Source organism: Anabaena sp. TISTR 8404 (genome assembly GCF_056847745.1).
Genome location: NZ_CP180578.1, coordinates 700347 through 718694, shown reverse-complemented (window position 1 = coordinate 718694; position 18348 = coordinate 700347). Strand labels below are relative to the sequence as shown.

13 protein-coding genes and 2 tRNA genes are annotated in these 18348 nt (G+C 37.0%); 4 read left to right on the top strand and 11 right to left on the bottom strand.

The annotated features are described in order from the left end of the window. Window positions 1–40: 40 nt before the first annotated feature. Both ACMX3D_RS03135 and ACMX3D_RS03130 read left to right on the top strand, forming a co-directional pair. Window positions 41–1501: a hypothetical protein gene (locus ACMX3D_RS03135; protein ID WP_482750029.1), complete on the top strand. Its 1461-nt coding sequence runs from the start codon at window positions 41–43 to the stop codon at window positions 1499–1501. 37 nt (window positions 1502–1538) lie between these two features. After that, window positions 1539–2579 carry a DUF1822 family protein gene (locus tag ACMX3D_RS03130; RefSeq protein ID WP_482750028.1) on the top strand — a complete coding sequence of 347 codons (1041 nt, stop codon included), beginning with the start codon at window positions 1539–1541 and terminating at the stop codon, window positions 2577–2579. Between the two features lie 82 nt (window positions 2580–2661). On the opposite strand, the gene ACMX3D_RS03125 is transcribed toward ACMX3D_RS03130, so the two are convergent. From ACMX3D_RS03125 to ACMX3D_RS03110, 4 genes are all read right to left on the bottom strand, one after another. Further along, on the bottom strand, window positions 2662–4170 hold the full coding sequence (locus ACMX3D_RS03125; protein WP_482750027.1) for an ATP-binding protein: 1509 nt from the start codon (window positions 4168–4170) through the stop codon (window positions 2662–2664). A gap of 33 nt (window positions 4171–4203) precedes the next feature. Beyond that, a complete protein-coding gene (locus tag ACMX3D_RS03120) occupies window positions 4204–9528 on the bottom strand; it encodes a trifunctional serine/threonine-protein kinase/ATP-binding protein/sensor histidine kinase (protein WP_482750026.1) in 5325 nt (1774 codons plus the stop codon). A gap of 582 nt (window positions 9529–10110) precedes the next feature. Further along, window positions 10111–10743 carry a ThiF family adenylyltransferase gene (locus tag ACMX3D_RS03115; protein WP_482750025.1) on the bottom strand — a complete coding sequence of 211 codons (633 nt, stop codon included), beginning with the start codon at window positions 10741–10743 and terminating at the stop codon, window positions 10111–10113. Between the two features lie 127 nt (window positions 10744–10870). Next, the gene (locus tag ACMX3D_RS03110) at window positions 10871–11698 is read right to left on the bottom strand and encodes a hypothetical protein (protein WP_482750024.1); all 828 of its coding nucleotides are present in this window, start codon (window positions 11696–11698) and stop codon (window positions 10871–10873) included. 430 nt (window positions 11699–12128) lie between these two features. Between ACMX3D_RS03110 and ACMX3D_RS03105 the strand changes: the two genes are divergently transcribed. Then, the gene (locus ACMX3D_RS03105; protein ID WP_482750023.1) at window positions 12129–12281 is read left to right on the top strand and encodes a DUF4351 domain-containing protein; all 153 of its coding nucleotides are present in this window, start codon (window positions 12129–12131) and stop codon (window positions 12279–12281) included. Between the two features lie 60 nt (window positions 12282–12341). Here ACMX3D_RS03105 and ACMX3D_RS03100 read toward each other — a convergent pair whose 3' ends face one another. Continuing rightward, window positions 12342–13775 (bottom strand): vWA domain-containing protein, encoded by a 1434-nt coding sequence (locus tag ACMX3D_RS03100; protein WP_482750022.1) that lies wholly within the window; start codon window positions 13773–13775, stop codon window positions 12342–12344. A gap of 27 nt (window positions 13776–13802) precedes the next feature. On the opposite strand from ACMX3D_RS03100, the gene ACMX3D_RS03095 reads away from it, so the two are divergent. After that, window positions 13803–13940: a hypothetical protein gene (locus ACMX3D_RS03095; RefSeq protein WP_482750021.1), complete on the top strand. Its 138-nt coding sequence runs from the start codon at window positions 13803–13805 to the stop codon at window positions 13938–13940. Window positions 13941–14000: 60 nt separating this feature from the next. On the opposite strand, the gene rplL is transcribed toward ACMX3D_RS03095, so the two are convergent. The 6 genes from rplL to ACMX3D_RS03065 form a co-directional block, all read right to left on the bottom strand. Continuing rightward, window positions 14001–14381: a 50S ribosomal protein L7/L12 gene (gene rplL / locus ACMX3D_RS03090; protein ID WP_482750020.1), complete on the bottom strand. Its 381-nt coding sequence runs from the start codon at window positions 14379–14381 to the stop codon at window positions 14001–14003. An 80-nt stretch (window positions 14382–14461) separates the two neighbouring features. Then, window positions 14462–14532: transfer RNA gene (locus ACMX3D_RS03085), tRNA-Leu, on the bottom strand. A gap of 32 nt (window positions 14533–14564) precedes the next feature. After that, the gene (locus ACMX3D_RS03080; protein WP_482750019.1) at window positions 14565–15290 is read right to left on the bottom strand and encodes a hypothetical protein; all 726 of its coding nucleotides are present in this window, start codon (window positions 15288–15290) and stop codon (window positions 14565–14567) included. 363 nt (window positions 15291–15653) lie between these two features. Next, window positions 15654–15854 (bottom strand): hypothetical protein, encoded by a 201-nt coding sequence (locus ACMX3D_RS03075; RefSeq protein ID WP_482750018.1) that lies wholly within the window; start codon window positions 15852–15854, stop codon window positions 15654–15656. 106 nt (window positions 15855–15960) lie between these two features. Beyond that, window positions 15961–16032, bottom strand: a tRNA-Ser gene (locus ACMX3D_RS03070). A gap of 890 nt (window positions 16033–16922) precedes the next feature. Further along, the gene (locus ACMX3D_RS03065; protein ID WP_482750017.1) at window positions 16923–17798 is read right to left on the bottom strand and encodes a hypothetical protein; all 876 of its coding nucleotides are present in this window, start codon (window positions 17796–17798) and stop codon (window positions 16923–16925) included. Window positions 17799–18348: the final 550 nt, after the last annotated feature.

The following is an 18348-nucleotide window of genomic DNA, read 5'->3' as shown; positions in this document are numbered from 1 at the left end:
CTAGAGAAAAGTTAGTAATTATCAGGGGATTGTATGTTCTATGGGTGGAACATCAAGATACTGGAGAATTCTCCGCATTAACTTGGCTGACGAAAAAGTTGGATATAAACAATATGTAGTACCACAAGCACAGGATTTTTTTCATAAACGCATTGAGCATTCCCAAAATGCAGACATCCAAGCAGCATTGTTATCTGATTTTTATGCTGAAAAATCTGGTATTGATACGATACGTCGTGCCGAAGCAGGACTTTGTTTAAGATGTTATGTGTCTGACTCAATTGTGAAAGCCTGCCAAAAAATTGACAATCTCTTTGGTGGAGAAAAGTCTTTTAGCTATCACGATTTACTGCCATTTGTGCTGAATGATGATGGTAAGACTTTAGTAATTTTGGATCGCGATCGCAATACTCAACTTGTAGTAGATGAAACAGGCGCAGTTCAAACCACAGCTTATAAATTTTTTACAGTTGAAGTTTTGCGAAAATTTAAGCATAATGTGCAATCTAGCATGAGTCTAGATAACTGGGCATACTTGCAAACCAAACAAAATCCTGAACTGAAGGATTTTTTATCAGAGTTTGGTTTTAAACTGTTGAGTGATTGGGCATTATTGAATCGAGCTAGATCAAAACAAATTGAAAGTTTATCTGTACGCGATCGCCATTTAGTTGAAGTTTTTCATGCTACATATCGTCGAGACAGACGCGATCGTACACAAGTCCAAGCCAAACGCTGTCCAGACCCTTCTAACAGTCAACTGCAAGAAATGCTCACCCGTTTACAACAGCGAGGAATCATAATTAATACTAGTGAAAAATTAAAAAAAGAACTTGAACAAGTAGCGAGGCAATTAAGACAATATGACATTTGGAGTCACAGAGAGCCTCTAGAATTTCAGGATCAAGAAACAGGAAATTACACACTTAGAGCAGATTTACCCACTGATTATTTAAATGAGACAGACGTGGAACAACAAGAAATTACAGAGTTCTTGTATGAGCAACTCAGTTTAGCTTTAACTGAGTCTATAAAACAAGAAATTGAAAATAACATCCAGAAGTTAACAAATAGCAGAAGGTACGCTACTTTAGCACCAAAATATATCCCTGGACTACAACTATATTATTGTCAAGGTAAATCTTTGAAGGAAATTGTACCTGTTTTAGAAATGACAAGTTGGGATCAAGCTAGACGAGTATTAAATCCAGGAGAGCTTTTAAACAAGGTACGCACTCAGACAGTACAAAAATTACTTGATTGCATCTTAAACATGGCTCACGAAAAAGGCTTAACTCAAATGCCTCCTGAACCTGACTATCTCAAAGCCTTAGCAGAACAAATAGAAAGTTTTGTTGATGAAGAAGTATTCCAAGAAGCAGGCGAAGAAATTAGAGCCGGCAAAAGTCGTTCTATGGATAGTGTGTACGCTCAAAAAATCAAAAGTTTTTTTGCAGAAAAATCACTTTCATGTGAGCCGGGAATTATTTCTTTTTCATAACAATAAAAATAGATTAATCTATGATTAGGAACAACCAATGATCAATATGGCAACTCGATATAATGACTTAAGGCTATTTTTACCCGAATCAATTTTTTTAGATACAGAAGATTTTGAGTGGGCTAAAACTGTTAGCAGTCATGTCTACCAAGAACCTCAACAGTGGCAAGCTTATTTGGATGCACTAGCTTTAGTTGGCTGTGAAAAATGGGTCAAAGAACATTTGTCAACACAAGCAGTACACAAAAATTTCATTGGCAATACTGCTCACCTAAAAATAGGCGATTTCAAATTGTGTATATTAGCGACAGAACACTTACTGGATGAAATAGTTAATTTACCTCAAAAACTAGTTACTCAATCAGAATTAACAGCCCATTTTTATCTAATTATAGAAGTATTAGAAGAACAAGAAGAAATTATTATTCGAGGTTTCCTGCGTTATGATCAGTTGCTAGATGCTCTCAACGCTACTAATCTGATAACCACAGAAGATACTGTTTACCAGATATCTCTATCAAAATTTGATTCAGAACCAAATCATTTGTTGTTCTACTGTTTATACTCTGAGCCAGCAGCTATACCCTTACCTGTAGCTACTGAAGTTACTCAACAACAACTATCAGAATATATTGCCAAAAAAAACACAAAATTGAGCCAGTGGTTAGAGCATATATTTGATGAAACTTGGCAGACAATTGAGGCATTAATAGACCCAAATGCAAGTTTGGCATTTAGTCTGAGAAATACAGAAAAAATGATTAGACGCGGAAAATTACTTGACCTCGGAATGCAATTTGGTAACCTCAACTTGGCTCTATTAGTAAATATTACTAAAGAGGTTGAAAATAAAATACGCGTTTTAATTCAGTTACATCCAACAGGTAGACAAAAATTTCTGCCATCTAATATCAAACTAAGTTTACTTTCGGAAGCAGGGACACTACTCTCGGAAGTTTCATCAAGAAACCAAGATAACTATATACAACTAAAACCTTTTAAAGGTGAAGCAGGCAAGTGCTTTAGTATTGAAGTTAGTTTAGAGGATCTCAAGATTAGAGAAAATTTTGAACTTTAATAAATCAGTTGCTGAAATCAAATCATCTTTTACATCATCAAATACTTGATCAAATTGCCTACTTAATTATGCGTAATAAGTGTTATTTATTATTTTTAGCCCGTTGTTGCTTGCAATCAAAACTAACAGGAATATCCATAATAAACTCTGTTCCTTGGAGAGGCGAGGAAATACAATGTAATTGACCGCAGTGCTTTTCTGCAACAATTTGCTGACTAATCGATAATCCCATCCCTGTGCCTTTACCTATAGGTTTGGTAGTAAAAAAAGATTGAAAAATTTTAGAGCGAACATTCTCTGTCATCCCCGAACCATTATCAGCAATTGATATCCTAGCTTGGGTAGTGGAATTATACCCTTCAATTACTTCTGTATGAATCCGAATTTGTGGATGATAACCTGCGCCACCTTGAGATACACGCTCTTCTAAAGCATCAATAGCATTAGCTAAAAGATTCATAAAAACTTGATTCAGTTGACCAGCATAACAATTTACTAACGGCAACTCACCATATTCTTTAATTACCTCAATACCTGGATGTTCAGAGTTAGCTTTTAATCGATGATGTAATATCATTAAAGTGCTATCAATACCTTCATGAATATCAACAGGCTTCATTTCACTTTCATCTAAATGAGAAAACTTACGTAGCGACAGCACAATTTGGCGAATACGTTGCGCTCCTAATTGCATAGAAGAAACTAGCTTGGGTAAATCAGAAATTACAAAAGGCAAGTCTATCTCTTCAATCTGATTTTCAATTTCTGGTATAGGAGTTGGATAGTGTATTTCGTAAAGTTTTAGTAACTCAATTAATTGTTGAATATATTCCTGCGTAGGCAAGAGATTACCATAAAGAAAATTGACAGGGTTATTAATTTCATGGGCTATACCTGCAACTAGCTGACCTAAGCTAGACATTTTTTCGCTTTGCACTAACTGCAATTGAGTATTTTGCAAAGCCTTTAAAGAATTTTCTAGCGCGATCGCTTTTTCTCGTTCTCTTTGCTCACTGTTGCGTAGTGCAGTTTCTATTTGTTGACAGCGTTCAATTTCTGACTGCAATTTCTGACTTAAAGAATAACTTCTTAAGGCAGTTAATATCGTAGTATATAATTTTTGTGTTGTTAATTCAGTTTTAGTTTTATAGTCATTAATATCGTAGTTAAAAATAATTTCCTTTTCTGGTACATTGCCGGGTTGACCAGTACGTAAAATAATTCGTACCAATTGATTTCCTAAAACTTCTCTAACATATTTGACAAATTCTAGCCCAGCATTATCTGTTTCCATAATTACATCTAAAAGAATTATGGCAATGTCAGAATTTTCTTTAATGATTTGTTTCGCTTGACTAGCTGAGTAAGCATTGATAAAAGCTAAATTTTTGTTTTCAAAAATAAAATTTGTCAGCGCAATATTAGTAGCAGTATGAACTTCAGATTCATCATCTACAATTAAAACTTTCCAGCTTTCGGCTGGTAATTCTTCATCTATTTCAGCAGCAAACACTAACTCATCATCTAAATTGAGTACATCGTTAATGTCAGATTGCTGTTCTTCAACTAAGTTTAAAGTATTCGGTAACATAACTTTTCCTATCAAAATATGGTAGTAATTGAATTAATTTGCAGTTAATCGTAGCGGAAGCTTAATAGTGAACTTTGCGCCTCTACCCACCTCACTTTGGCATTCAATTTCACCCTTGAGTTTTTGGGTAACTAAGTTATAAACAAGATTTAATCCTAATCCACTGCCTCCCTGACTACGTTTAGTAGTAAAGAAAGGCTCAAAAATTTTACTTAAATTTTCGGCAGCAATACCTTTACCATCATCAGCATATTCTAGTTGTAGGTGTTCACCAATTTGCTGGAAGTTAAACACAAGCTTGCCAGAATCTTGTGGTTCGTAAGCATGAATTAAAGAATTCATAAGCAAATTAGTTACAATTTGTGACAATGCCCCTGGATAAGAGTCTAAAGTAATGTCTTGTTCTCCATAAATTTCAATTGTATGTTTGCTGGTTTTTAATTTAGGGTTTAATTGCATTAAAATCTCGTTGAGATAATTTTTAAAGTTAAATACACGTTGTACCTCACTAGATTGATCAACTGCAACTTGTTTAAAACTTTGGATTAATTCTGCTGCTCGATTTAAGTTAATTAACAGGGTATTACCACTTTGTGTAGTTAAATCAAAAAACTTTTCTAAGTCAGAGCGTTTCATAGCACCACTCTGATATTTAGAACAGAAATCTGAAGTATGTTCTACTAAGGCTGAAGCAACAGTTACACCAATTCCGACTGGGGTATTAATTTCATGAGCAACACCAGCTACCAAACCTCCTAATGATGCCATTTTTTCAGCTTCTACTAACTTACTTTGGGTAGCTTTTAAATTAAGTAGTGTCTCTGATAATTCTTGAGTACGTTGGCTAACTAATTGCTCTAAATTTTGATTGAATTTTTGTAGGTTTTTGTAGAGTTGAGCATTTTCAATTGCAATGGCAATTTGCGCAGATAATAATCTTAAAAGCTCTAGCCTATCTGTGGTAAAAGCGCCTTCAATTAGATTGTTTTCTAAGTAAAGAATCCCAGTTATTTTCCCTTGATATAGTAAAGGTGTGCAGAGAATAGATTTAGGCTGAGTAGCTACAATATAAGGATCAGAGATAAACTGACCTTCTTGAGTAGCGTTATTTAAAACAACATTTTCTTGAGTGTGAATTACATAGTTAATAATGGCATCGGAAAGTTTTAATTTCTCCTGATAAGCTGTTATTGAACTTACGGGAATTGATTGTAGTACAGTCACATTATCACTATTGACTGCACCTTCAGCTTCAATCAGCCATTTGCCTTGTTTTTCTAAAATTAAACAACCTTTTTCAGCGCCAGCATTTTCAATCACTATTTTCATTAATCTAGCAAGTAAATTACTCAAAACTATTTCACCAGAAATAGCTTGTGCTGCTTTCATTGCTGTGGCTAAATCTAGGGTAGCTCCCGTGCTAGTAGTAGTAGAATCTGCTGTTGTTTGGAGATTCTTAGTTTTGGCAGTTGTTTTTGCTAATTCTTTAACCAGCACCTTCGGATATTTTTCTTCTAAGTCTTTTACTTTACCAAAAGCTCCCCAAAGCTGATAGTTATAGTGAGCTTTGAGTAGATAAGACTTAGCAAACTCTCCTTTACCTTTGGCTAACCAAAATTTAGCTGCTAATTCATTAGCCAAAGCTTCATCTTGAATAAAATCATACTCTCTAGCAGATGCGATCGCTTTGTCATATAACTCCATAGCTTCGGCAGTTTTCCCGGAAATGCGGGCAAGTTCTGCTTCTACTAACAAATACTTATGCCAAAAGTTTTCTGGACATTGTTCCGCCCATTGTTTTATTTTTCTTTGATTATTTGTCAATATTTCCCAATAGTATTTTTGTTCAGACTCAGCAGCAGCAGGATAAAGTGCTGTGAGAATTAATGAGTAATAAAAATAATGATGAGAACTAGAAATATGTCCCATCAAATAATCAAGTATTTCCGCAGCCGAAATTGACCATTTTTTTGCTTCATCATACTGCTCGTAACTATAAAGAACCTGGGCTTTCAGAACATGGTATTCACAAATAGCCGCCATGCTCTTATGCTGATGAAACATTTCTAGATGCTGGGAATCTCTTGATTCATCTATTACTCCCATCAAATTCAACACAGCTAATTTATTAGCCAAAATAATATCAGCAGCCCACTGGTTTTGGGTTTTTTCACAAAATAAAATGAAATTACCTATCTCTCCTAAAAGAAGTTCCAAATTTAGCCCTTGAAAGAAAAGGCTAATGGTTTGAAACATTCGGTTATATCCTGTCCATTGCAAATTCCCAGATTGCAGCCCAATTTTATAACCTTCATTATTAATATCAACGCTTGTTTTGATATGGTTCATCCAACAATTTAAATAGTTGGCGAATATCACACTATCTTGACAGTTTTGCGCTAAATTATTGGTCAATTCACTCAGTTTTAAAGAAAGCAGTCCAAATTCATATCCAGATTGAGAATCTTCTAATATGCAACTCAGCATAATGCCATAGCAAGAGTAACAATAGGAGCCTCCAGCCACAAAACCATATTCAAAAGACAAGTTAATTGCTTTAATAACAGTAATTTTCCATAAAGCTTGATGAGAAAAGAACGTTAGTGGCCCCATATGTCCTAATACTTTTAGTGCCACTTTTTGTTTGGGAGATTTCATTTTTTCTTCATCAATTAATGAAGCAATTTTTCTATCTGCTAAATATGCTTGGGCTTTGGCAATTTCCCCAGGAAGCATTGCCTCTAAATCTTCTACTTTTTGCGGTAAGTCTATTCCTAATAATGCCAATGCATCTCGCCCAGCTTGAATTGCCTCTTCATATTTAGTTAGTAAGGTATACTGTACAATCAGCATATTATAAACTTCTGCTTTTTCAATAGCTGATTTTGCTTGTAATAATATTAATCTAATTAATGCTTCAGATTGCTCAAAATTACCATTCAAATACTCAACTTCTGCTCGTTCTTTGTAGATTTTGAAAGTTAAGCTATAGTGTTGTGTCCATGTGTCTCCAGACAAACTATCTGTAGCCTCAATTAAATATTCTCTAGCGGCAGCATAAGCCATTGAATCTTTAGCTTTTTTAGCTGCCATTAAGTTCAACTCAGCTAATTGTGCTTTTTGATTTAAATCATCAATTAATTCAACACCACTATTTAGATGATTGATAATATCAAAGATTTTTTCTTCAAGTTCAGCCTTGCTACTATTTTTCAGTAGTAGTTGACCAATTTTTAAATGAACTTGCTTTTTATGTTCTTCTACAATGAGGGCATAAGCTGCTTGTTGTACACGGTCATGTAAAAATTTAAAAGTGAAAATTACTAGCCGAGCATTAATTACTTCTTCTGGGGTAATTTCTAAGTCAGAAATTGGTAAAATCAAGCTTTCTTGAATTGCTGGTAAAATATTTTGAAAAGCTGCCGCTGCTGATTTTTCACTAATTATTGAAAGTGTGTGTAAATCAAAAGTATTACCTACACAAGCAGCTAACTGTAAAACTTGCTGTGTTGCTTCAGGAAGATTTCTTAATTTTCTAATTACCAAATCTACAACATTATCAGTAATCTTCATTGCCTCAATATTGGCTGTATTCCATTGCCATACGGCTTTACGGCTTGTTGATGGAGGTTGAAAAGTTAACAGATTTTCTTGATATAAAGTTTTGAGAAATTGATTAACAAAGAAAGGATTTCCGGAAGTTTTACGTACTACTAATTCGGCTAAAGGCTGAATTGTAAGAGCATCACTATGTAGTGTGTCACTAATTAGCTCGTTAACGTGTTCAATTGCTAAGGGAACTAAAACAATATCATTTATAATAGTGCCTTGAGAACGTAATGAATCAAGACTCATCATCAATGGATGTCTAGAATCAACTTCGTTATCTCGATATGCTCCAATTAAAAACAAATAGCGTGTTTCTTCATCCCTCATCATTACTTCTAGTAACTTTAGAGTAGCTAAATCAGCCCACTGTAAATCATCTAAAAAAATTACTAGAGGATGCTCTATTGAACAAAATACACGGATAAAGTTTTGAAAAACTAAATTAAAGCGATTTTGAGCTTCAGAACCTCCTAGCTCTTGTACGGGAGGTTGTTTACCAATGATGAGTTCTACTTCAGGAATCACATCAATAATTACCTGACCATTAGCACCAAGAGCATTAGATATTTTTGCTTGCCATTGATTTAGTTTTTCTTGATTTTCAGTTAATAGTTGTTTCACTAATGATTGAAAAGCTTTAACTACGGCTGAATAAGGAATATTCCGTTGAAATTGGTCAAATTTACCAGAAATGAAATAACCTCTGGCTTTAGTAATTGGTTTATAAATTTCTTGAACTAATGCTGATTTACCAATGCCAGAATATCCTGAGACTAAAATCATTTCTGTTGTGCCACTACTAACGCGCTCAAAAGCAGCTAGTAAGTTAGAAACTTCTTTTTCTCGTCCATAGAGCTTTTGCGGAATTTGAAATTTGTGAGAAATGTCTTGTTCTGCAATTACAAAATCTGAAATATATCCTTGTGTTTGTAATTGTGCTAGACATATTTCTAAATCAGCAATAATTCCCCAAGTAGTTTGATATCTTTGCTCTACTGTTTTAGCCAACAGTTTCATAACAATCTCTGAAAGAGATTTTGGTATTTCAGGATTAATTTCATGGGGTGGAACTGCTTGTTTGGCAATGTGGCAATGAACTAATTCCATTGCATCAGCATAGTTACAGGGCAGTTGTTGTGTTAGTAGTTCATAGAAAGTTACACCAAGGGAGTAAAAATCAGTGCGATAATCCATTGCTCGGTTCATTCTCCCTGTTTGTTCTGGTGAAATGTAGGCGAGAGTTCCTTCTAGAACATTAGGGTTTTTAATTGTAGGATTTTCGTGAGTTAATATAGTCGAAATGCCAAAGTCTATGATTTTAACTTGAGATGTATTGTAATTAATAACAATATTTCCAGGGTTAATATCTTTATGAATAATATTTTTTTGGTGGATTTCCCCTAAAACTTTAGTAATGGCAATAGCTAAGAATAAAAATTCTGCTAATGTCAGTTTTCTGGTGTTAATTATAAATTTTAATGACTCACCACCAAAATCTTCTAAGATCATGACTAGGCTATTTTGATATTTTTCTAAGCCATAAACTTTAATTACGCCATCTAAATCTAAATTTTTGGTAATTTCATATTCTTGCTTATATCTCACTAGTGCTGAGGGAGTGGGATAGTCTTGTTTCAAAAATTTGAGAATAACAGGTTGATGATCTTGGTTACGCTGTCCTCGATAAACTGAAGAATTGGTGCTTTCGTAAATTTGGTTAAGAATTGTATAGCCAGATAAATTCAACATAATTACTTTATATTTGCCTTGCTGTATGGATGCGATCTGAAAAATATCAATAATCTGTAAATGCAATGCTGTTCAAGCTACAGTTAACAGATGTAACTGTAGCTTGAACACAAATAGCGGCTAGGAACTTATCACTAAATTCAGCCTTACCTGTTTGCTGAGTAGTAAGTCGAGCCTGGACAAAACAATATTTTTTGCTCTTTTACTAAAATGCCCAAAAGTTTAAGAAAAAATTGAATTTTAAATAAAACTAAATATATATTATTCAATCGCTCTTATTTTTTTTACAAAGTATTAAAATTGGTTGTATAGGACTCATATTTGATTAATGAAAAAACTCAGTATACCTTAGAGAGCCTTCTTTCCTGTTCCCTGTTCCCTGTTCCCTGTTCCCTGACTACGTAGATCGTTTCAGAAATCAAACCGGATTCCTATAGTATTTCATGGCAGATGCTGCATGATCTACTAATGATATTGAACTATAAGATTTAATCAATCAGTGGTAGCGATCGCCTGAAGGTAATAAACGTTTAATTCCACCACCAAATATGCAAATTTTAGTGGTGGAAAATAATATAGATATTACAAAGATTGAACAGTTAGGTCTTGGAGGGTGATTGTAAAGTTCCGTTGTTGTGCTGTAGCAATGAATGAAACTATTACTTCACAAGTCACAGCAACAGTTAACATCACTAAGTTTCGTGCCAGAGGATAATCACAGACATCATCATTAACTTCGGAAGGCACTCGATAAGCGTCATTCCAAATTACTTCTGCATAATCAACTGCTAGTCCAGCATGAACACAAGGAATGCTAAATTGATCAGCATAATCTTTCACTGCCTGACGTGCCACACTATTGTCAAAAACATCGACAATTAGCTGGCTATCTTGGAGTAGTTGTGTTGTATTCTCTGGTGTTAATTCCTTTGTCTTGGCCTCTACTTTTGTACCAATGGCTCGATATAAATTGTTTGCCAAAATTTTCGCTTTGAAGGCTCCCACATCAGAGCGGTAGTAAGGTTGGGTAGAAAGATTACGCTCCTCAATGCGATCGCGATCAATTACGGCAAGTTTCTCAAAACCAGACCGAGCCAAGTTCTCAGCAATGTTAGCGCCTAATGCTCCAACCCCACAAATTGTTATAGGATAGTTCTTTAGCTTTGCCATTACAGCATTGCTGCGGTAAAGCTGCTCGTGAAAAAAGATACTCATTGTCGCTTTGCTCCAAGTTAAAAGTAAAAATTAAAAAGGCAAAAGAAAGAAGTAAAGAAAAATAATTGTGAATCACCAAAATTTCTAAAAATTCTATTTTTACTTTTATCTTTTTACGTTTTACTTATTACTGTTGTTCTATTACACCGACTAAGGATTGCAAGTCAAAGTCGCGATCATATCCACTCAGACAAATACCAGAACTAATCACAGTCAAGTCAGTTTTAGCGATCGCGCTACTGTGGCGAACACCATCAACGGTTGTCCAATCGACTGTCCAGTAATCACCGCGATCGTGGAACTGCTGTAATTCACCACCCCCCATCTGCAATGCCTTTCTCAGTCGCTTTTCATCCTGTTTGGATTGATCGAAACCTTCAATTTGCTTAGTTGCTAATTCATACACGGTGCGGATTTCTGGAGTCATGTCTTTGAATTGCAATTCTTCAACCGGAATCAGTTGCTTAACCGCAGATTGCAAAGTTTCTATAATTGCTGGATTGGTACGGCGATCAACATCTTCAAACCAGCAGGACTGACCATTCCAACGAGCAATGATTTGCTCAAAAACTACACCCTCGGTTACTAAATGCACTGCGATCGGTTTCACTACCTGCAAACGTTGACGCATATCTGCTTCGTTGATGGGGTATGCTAACCAAGTTTGTCCTCGTAGTTGCTGTACTAACCGCAGTCGAATTTGGGGAAAGTGTTGCAAGTATTCTGCAACCTGGGGTAAATCTGCTTCTTCCACAACCGTTGCAGTCTTCGCATCCACAGGCTGAAAAATGCCCCAACCTTCAAATTTACTAGGCTTGGGTGTGAAGGTGTAAACCATCCCCGCTACCCGTGTGCGAACTCGTCCACCTTTAACGCAAGGCGCAAGGAATTGGGTAGCAGACAACTGTGCTTCTGCATCAGCAATTTGATTGATCAGCTTACGGATGTTAACCATAAATATTACCAATAAAAAAGGCTACCAATGCAACCCTAGAAAACCTGATAAAATCTCACTTTATTAATTAGGAATTATTAATCTGCGTGCAAGTTGGTGGAGCATTGCGTGTTCTCAGTTACTAGAGGGACTCCGCTGGTGAGTTGTTACACACTCTTTTAAAGATGGCTACTTCTAAGCCCACTTTCCAGGTTCTTCGCACTCCCCGTTCACACACGCCCACTGCATTTGACAGTGTTACTTTTCCTCTCGTACTAATATGTAGGCTCCACGAGTTAGGTCACGCAGATTATACTACATTATACTACAAAAATATTAGAAATGAACAAATAGATTTTGCAGTAGTGCGATCGCAGTTGCTTAATATATCGTTCAACAGCAAATCTCATATAAAATAACCAATAAAATATTGAAATATACTTTACGTCTTGTGAACAGACGTTTTGGTCAGATAGATGCAGTAATAATTGAGCGTCTGCAAATATTATCAACAGAGCAATTAGAAACTTTAGGAGAAGATTTTTTAGATTTCTCAAATATATCTGATCTAGTTACTTGGCTTGAGAGAAATACTAATGTTTAAAATATAAAAAATAGGTAATACTTACTACTTGTAATAATAAGCATTACCATAATTTATAACTTACTTATCCTCTCGCACAGGTAACGGCATATCCAAAATCTCCATTAGCAAATCCAGACGAGAGGGACGTGTTAGCAGTGGAACAAGGTTCGGCAAGCTGTAGTAGTCTCCGGCAAAGGTGAAAGTTTCTACAGGTGCTTGCTGCTGCTTAAGTTGAGTTTCTACCCAGTTGTAATATGTACCTACACGGACAATCACTACATTGGGTATAACTGCAAACTCTCGGCAATAGGTCTTGTAGGCTTCACCGAAGTAAGGAGCAGCATTTTCCCCTTCATCCGTTACCAAAATAATTTGGTCAACAACCTGCTTTTTCTTCCGCATAGCTTCCAATGCACAGCCGATACTAGTACCACCGCCTGCATTGATGTGTTGGAATGCACGTTCCCAGTCAGTTAACTCTTTACCCTTGGCGGTAACAGGATAGGGAATGGTATCGAAGGCGTAGACAAACAATTCTGCTTGAGTGATACCAGAAATTAAAGCAGCAAGTTGTTTACCGATCGCGATCGCATCTTCCATTGAGCCAGATTTGTCCACCAACAGAGCCGTTGGACGCGCAATTGTACCGCGCCGCTTCACTTGCTCGTTGGTCACTTTTTCCAAACGTGCAACGGTGTCTGCGTCGAAATCTGCGTTATCTGCGGCAATCTGTGCTTTGAATGCGGCAACACGGCCACTTTTAGATGCTTCCTCTAGTTTGCCATCAATCAACTTCTTGACTTCTGGATGATCCATTGCTCCTCTGGCTTGAAGTGACTTGAGGTTGTTGATCACTTCTTGAGGAGTCATGCTATTGATCAATGCTACCAGCACAACTGGTGTAAGTTGGTTGATTGCACCGATCGCGATCGCATAAGGAATGTTAAATTCCACAATCAGCCGTGCTTGTTCAGCAGGACTTTCTGCTTTCGCCAGATGCTTCAGTACATTTGCTAAAGAACCCTCTGGCGGAGTATCGCGGAATAAAATTGCATTTGCTCGTTCACTAGGCTTAATATGCAGCGAAGCATACAGGTGCTTCATAGCTTTACGACCCCGCAAAGCAGCGCGATCGAACAAAGCTGGATTACTTTCCCGTGTCTTTAAGTAACGCCGCACCGCAGTACGAGCCGAACGAGGCAATTTATTTTGGTGCTGCTTCATAAAGTCCACTACACGAGCCACCTGATAAGGTGGAAACTCTTGCAGCATCACAAATCCCGCATCTCTGTGTTCAGTTAAGCTGCTAGTTAACAAGTGTGCAACAAACACTTCTTTGTGGTCGCGGACATCCCCATGACGTTGATACCAAACTGCCAAGTGTCCGTAAAATATGGGATCTAATTCAATAATTAATTTATGAGTTTCTGCGACTTGCTCAAGTTTGCGGTGAGGAGTTGTCAGCAAACTATTGAGCATTTCTAAGCGCAGGTCGCGTTCTGCGGTATTCATGAGAACCTCCTGAGAAAATTTTAGATTTTGGATTGCAATCTAAAATCACGCCACTTCGCCCAAGTCGGGAAACCCGCCCAAGCGATTGGCTCCAAAATTGAAGGAGGCAGATGTTGCACGCCAAGCGATCAAGTCACCGCGCAAGTTGTAGAAGCATTGGTTTAACTTTTTCAGAGTTATGTAAGCTTCTGCGATTGGGACGCGGCAACAACTGCCGATAGAATGTTATTTGATAGAAGCGATCGCTCCTGTTTCTTCTAATTGCTGCTTAAGAGTTTGGGCTGCTTCTTGGTTCAATCCTGACTGAACTACTTGAGGAAGAGAATCCACAAAGTCTTTGGCCTCTTTTAGTCCCAGTCCAGTTATCGTGCGGATGACCTTGAGTAAGGCAATCTTTTTCTGTGCTGGAACCGATACCAATAAAACATCAAATTCGGTTTGAATTTGCAGTTGATCCTCATCTTCATCTCGCTTTTTAATTTGAATGAGTTTAGGTGTGGAACTATCAACATTGAAGGTTGCTTCAATTTGTTTTACTAAAGAAGCAGTTTCATTGACAGTTAAGGATTTGATTTGTTCTAAAATTTCTAAAGTTTTGACAGACATAGCAACCTCCAATGAGTTGTAATTAACTCATGTTTAAAATTAATAAAAGCACTTCGTACAAGTTGAAAAAGCTGCTGATTCATACACGGGATTTGTACCCGTAATACCTTGCTTTTAAGTCAAGTGCCTGTTCCAATTCGGCTAGTATGTAAGCTTTTTTGGTTAGGACACGAAGTGAAAAATTTATTTTTTAGAAAGTTGATTTAAAATAAATCGAATTTCTTTCTTATTACACTGCTGTTTACTAACAGCGTAAATTTTGCGACCTCTATAAGTTGCGTGAGAACGGTGGATTAAACCTTTGAAAACATCTGTTACATAATCATTAGGTGGCGGTGGAAAATCTTCAAAGGTAATCAGATACCAAATCTCATTCAGCTTATGGTACTGATGATAATCATCGATGATGACAATATCAGTTGGTTGCTGCTTTTGTTTGTGCTTGCGCGGTGTTTTCTCGATCGCACAAAGTATTCCCGTTTGAGGATGAATATAGAAGCGATCGCGGTAACTTCTATCTAATACAATTTGATATCCTTGGTAAGACTTGCGATAAAGACTACCATCAATAATTTCTACATGACGTTCAACATAATCCCAAACATGACCGATAACGTGCTGCCCTGCCATTGTATTGTGATCTAATCGTTGACACAATTCGCTGTAAACGTCATTCCAAGGCTGTCCGACTTTCGAGCGCAAAAACCGACGCAAGGGGCCAAGATGATCTGAAAGATACTTCGATTTATTTCTAGCTTTAATCAAGTAAGGATTTAATAATCCATCTTTGCTCGCTTCTTCGGTAAGTTTGTGTAATTGCTTTTTAAAACCCTTCAGCTTTTTGAGGCTAATCTTCATGCCATTGCGAGGACGTTCAATCACAATTTCACTTAAACGATGTTCGCTCATATCTCAAGTTGTTTAAATATAGTTTTACCGATTGATTTGTTATTACAAATGAGTTAGCAAACATCATCGAACTCACCTCCGTATACAGACAATTTTAGATTTTAAATTTTGGATTTTGGATTGATACAGAGCAATTTGGGTACTTGTACCATCAATAAATTATTGCTAATTGAATTAAGGTTATAAACAAATACGATGTGAATGATTGAAATCCCGCACAAGTTAGCAAAGCTGTTTTCACAATTGCCTTTACCAATTAGGCGACGCTCCCATCAGTGGAAGCGGCAGGAATCGAACCTACAATCCGTTGCCGGATGGTGTGTAGGCTTTACAAGTTAGGGCGCGGAATCAAGTCTTTAATCTTCAACCATAAACAGCTTCAGGACGAACAATCAAATCTCCACTGGGACGGCGATCTACTACGTAAGCACAGAGGCGATCGCTATTTACATCTAAATGACGAGCAACACGTTCTTTTACGGCTACATCATTCATGCCTGTTGTAATTCCCAGTTGTGTTTCTGCAATATCAACAGAACGCCCTTCAAATCGAATATGAACCATTACAATCACCTCTTTTTAAACACTAGTAGTGGATCTGATCGGGATTGAACCGATACCCTCCCTGTGAGAGTTGCACTCACTCCTCGTGCAAGTTGAAAAAGCTGTGTAACACACGCAGGAATCGCACCTGCAACTAATCGTAATAGCAGACGATTGCTCTACTGTTGAGCTAGTATGTAAGCTTCTTCTGTCAGGACACGAGTGGTATCCGGGAACTCTACCGTTAGAGCTACAGACCCAAGTTTGTATGGTTGTCATGCTTTGATTGAAGCCATTGCAACTTCAACTCAAGTCAAGACAAATGGAGCCGTTGGGAATTGAACCCAAATCCTGCAACCGTCCGTTTGTTGGTTTCGGAGCAGTCGAACGCCAATCGCGACCCCAAAAGTGGGCAGTGCGGAAGTTAGCCACTTAACTACCCTACACAGTAGCGTTTATGTAGTTGTCAAGGTTCCGAAAGAATTTACTTTTGCCTTTTTATATTGCATACTACAAATGTAATACGTTATTTACATCATGTCAAGAGGATAGTTACACTAATTGCGAATGCACTCTGCTGTTGCGCATTTATAAGAATCCGATTTGATTGAGAAAAAAATCTCGGTATATGTAAAGTGCGTTACTGCTTACGCCTAACACACCCAACGCTTTGGTGAAGGGGTGTGACGCTGACACTAAAACACTATATGTGTATTTCAAAAATCAAATATGATTCCCATACAGCAATTTTTGCTGCTGAGGTTCAGGCTTTCACAATGTCTTTATCTATACTTTTTTGCAAAGATAAGGCATGGAGAAAAATTTCACCAATGCCCTATCTTTTGTGTGTTATTTGTCTATTGTGTAGGACTTACATATGAAAAAGACAAATCAAGGGTTGAGGTGGTTAAGGGTGTAAGTGTATAGATATTCAAAACCCATTAATCCTATACCGTTCGGCTGAAGCTCACGGCGAAGCCCTTCAACCCTTACAACGCCAGTCGCTACGGACGCTGGTTCTTCAGTCTCAACAGACAATCTTTGTATGTAACTCCTGCTGTATTTACTGATTGTGTTGCGCTACTAGATTTATACTTTGGCTTTGATTTTTTGTTGTTGTTTGCGTTTTAGTACTGAACCTGTAGCTAAAAGAGAGAATGCTAATAAACCCGTTATAGATGCAGGTTCAGGTACTGATTGTGGTGGTTGAATAGCTTGCACATAATTTAAAACATTAGGTGCATAAATGCTTGCAAACTCGTCTTGTGGTGGATTGGGGCCAAATCCTTCCAAATAATAATCAAGAGGAATTGTAGAGTAATACACAACACCTGCACCCAATCTATAAAAGAACGCAGCTATTTTGTTAGGATCTGAGCCAACACTCAAAATGGCTTCCGCTCCCACTGGTAAAGTACTAGCGAGTGCAAAGCCGTGAGTAGAGGATGTACCTCCATCAAGTGAGAAGTTATTGATGGTGCCATTAGGCCCGTTGGTTACTAAAGTATTACCTGGTGGGATGAGATCAATATCAGCATCATTACTAAAGTCACGTTCTACTAAAATGCTAGACGCACCTATCAAAAAAGGGTTGGATTGAGGAGCATCAATATCGTTGCTCACAAAACGATCATGGACAATAAAAGATTTACCTCCTTGCACCCAGGTGGTGATATCTGCTAAACGACCTAATAAAGCACTAGAAAGCCCACTGTTATTAGTCTCGTTGACAAAGAGAGTGTCAATACTATTCAAGTCGAATGTACTAATGTCGGTGATTTGAATAGGTGTAAATCCAGCTTGGTTAATTGCTGCTGCTGGTGCAGTCGTGCTTTCGTTGAAGTCGGTAAAATAGCCGATTCTAGCAGCTAAAGCGCCTTTACTACCTACCAAAATTACACCAACACTAAATATAGTACTGCTAGCAACAATTGATAAATTTTTGAGTGTATTTAAATTAGCCATGTTACAAACCTCTTTTACAAATGATGTCAACGTTAATACTCCTGAGAGCAATCTTTTTTAAAAGTCTCAGTCTATTTCAGTATTTACAAATGTAAAAATTACTGATGCTTAAAATTTGGCTTTTAGCTTTAACTTGACTTTCACAGCCAGTCTAGAAACACTGGCCAGCATTAGAAAATAGAGGCTAGAAACTCTCAAGTTTTTACTAGGTTTCACACCCTTGAAGTTTTCCGCAGGCCGTGAAAATTCATGTTTTCAGCCTCGTCTGAGTTATAGTACGTATTTGTATCAGGAGTATATGTATTTAGAATAATCACTAATTGATTTAATATCTAGATTTTTTCAGTAGATTTACACAATAAATATACTTTCTTAATCTTGGATAAATACGATCGCAAATATTACGACTGCTTTGAGTTTTATTATCTGCGCTGTGCGATCGCCTTCATACGGTTAATAATCAACAGTTAACAGTTAACTAACATTATGAGTAATTACGTAGTTTACAGGTGTAAGTGATTATGAGCTATAACTTAGTAGATTCACGATC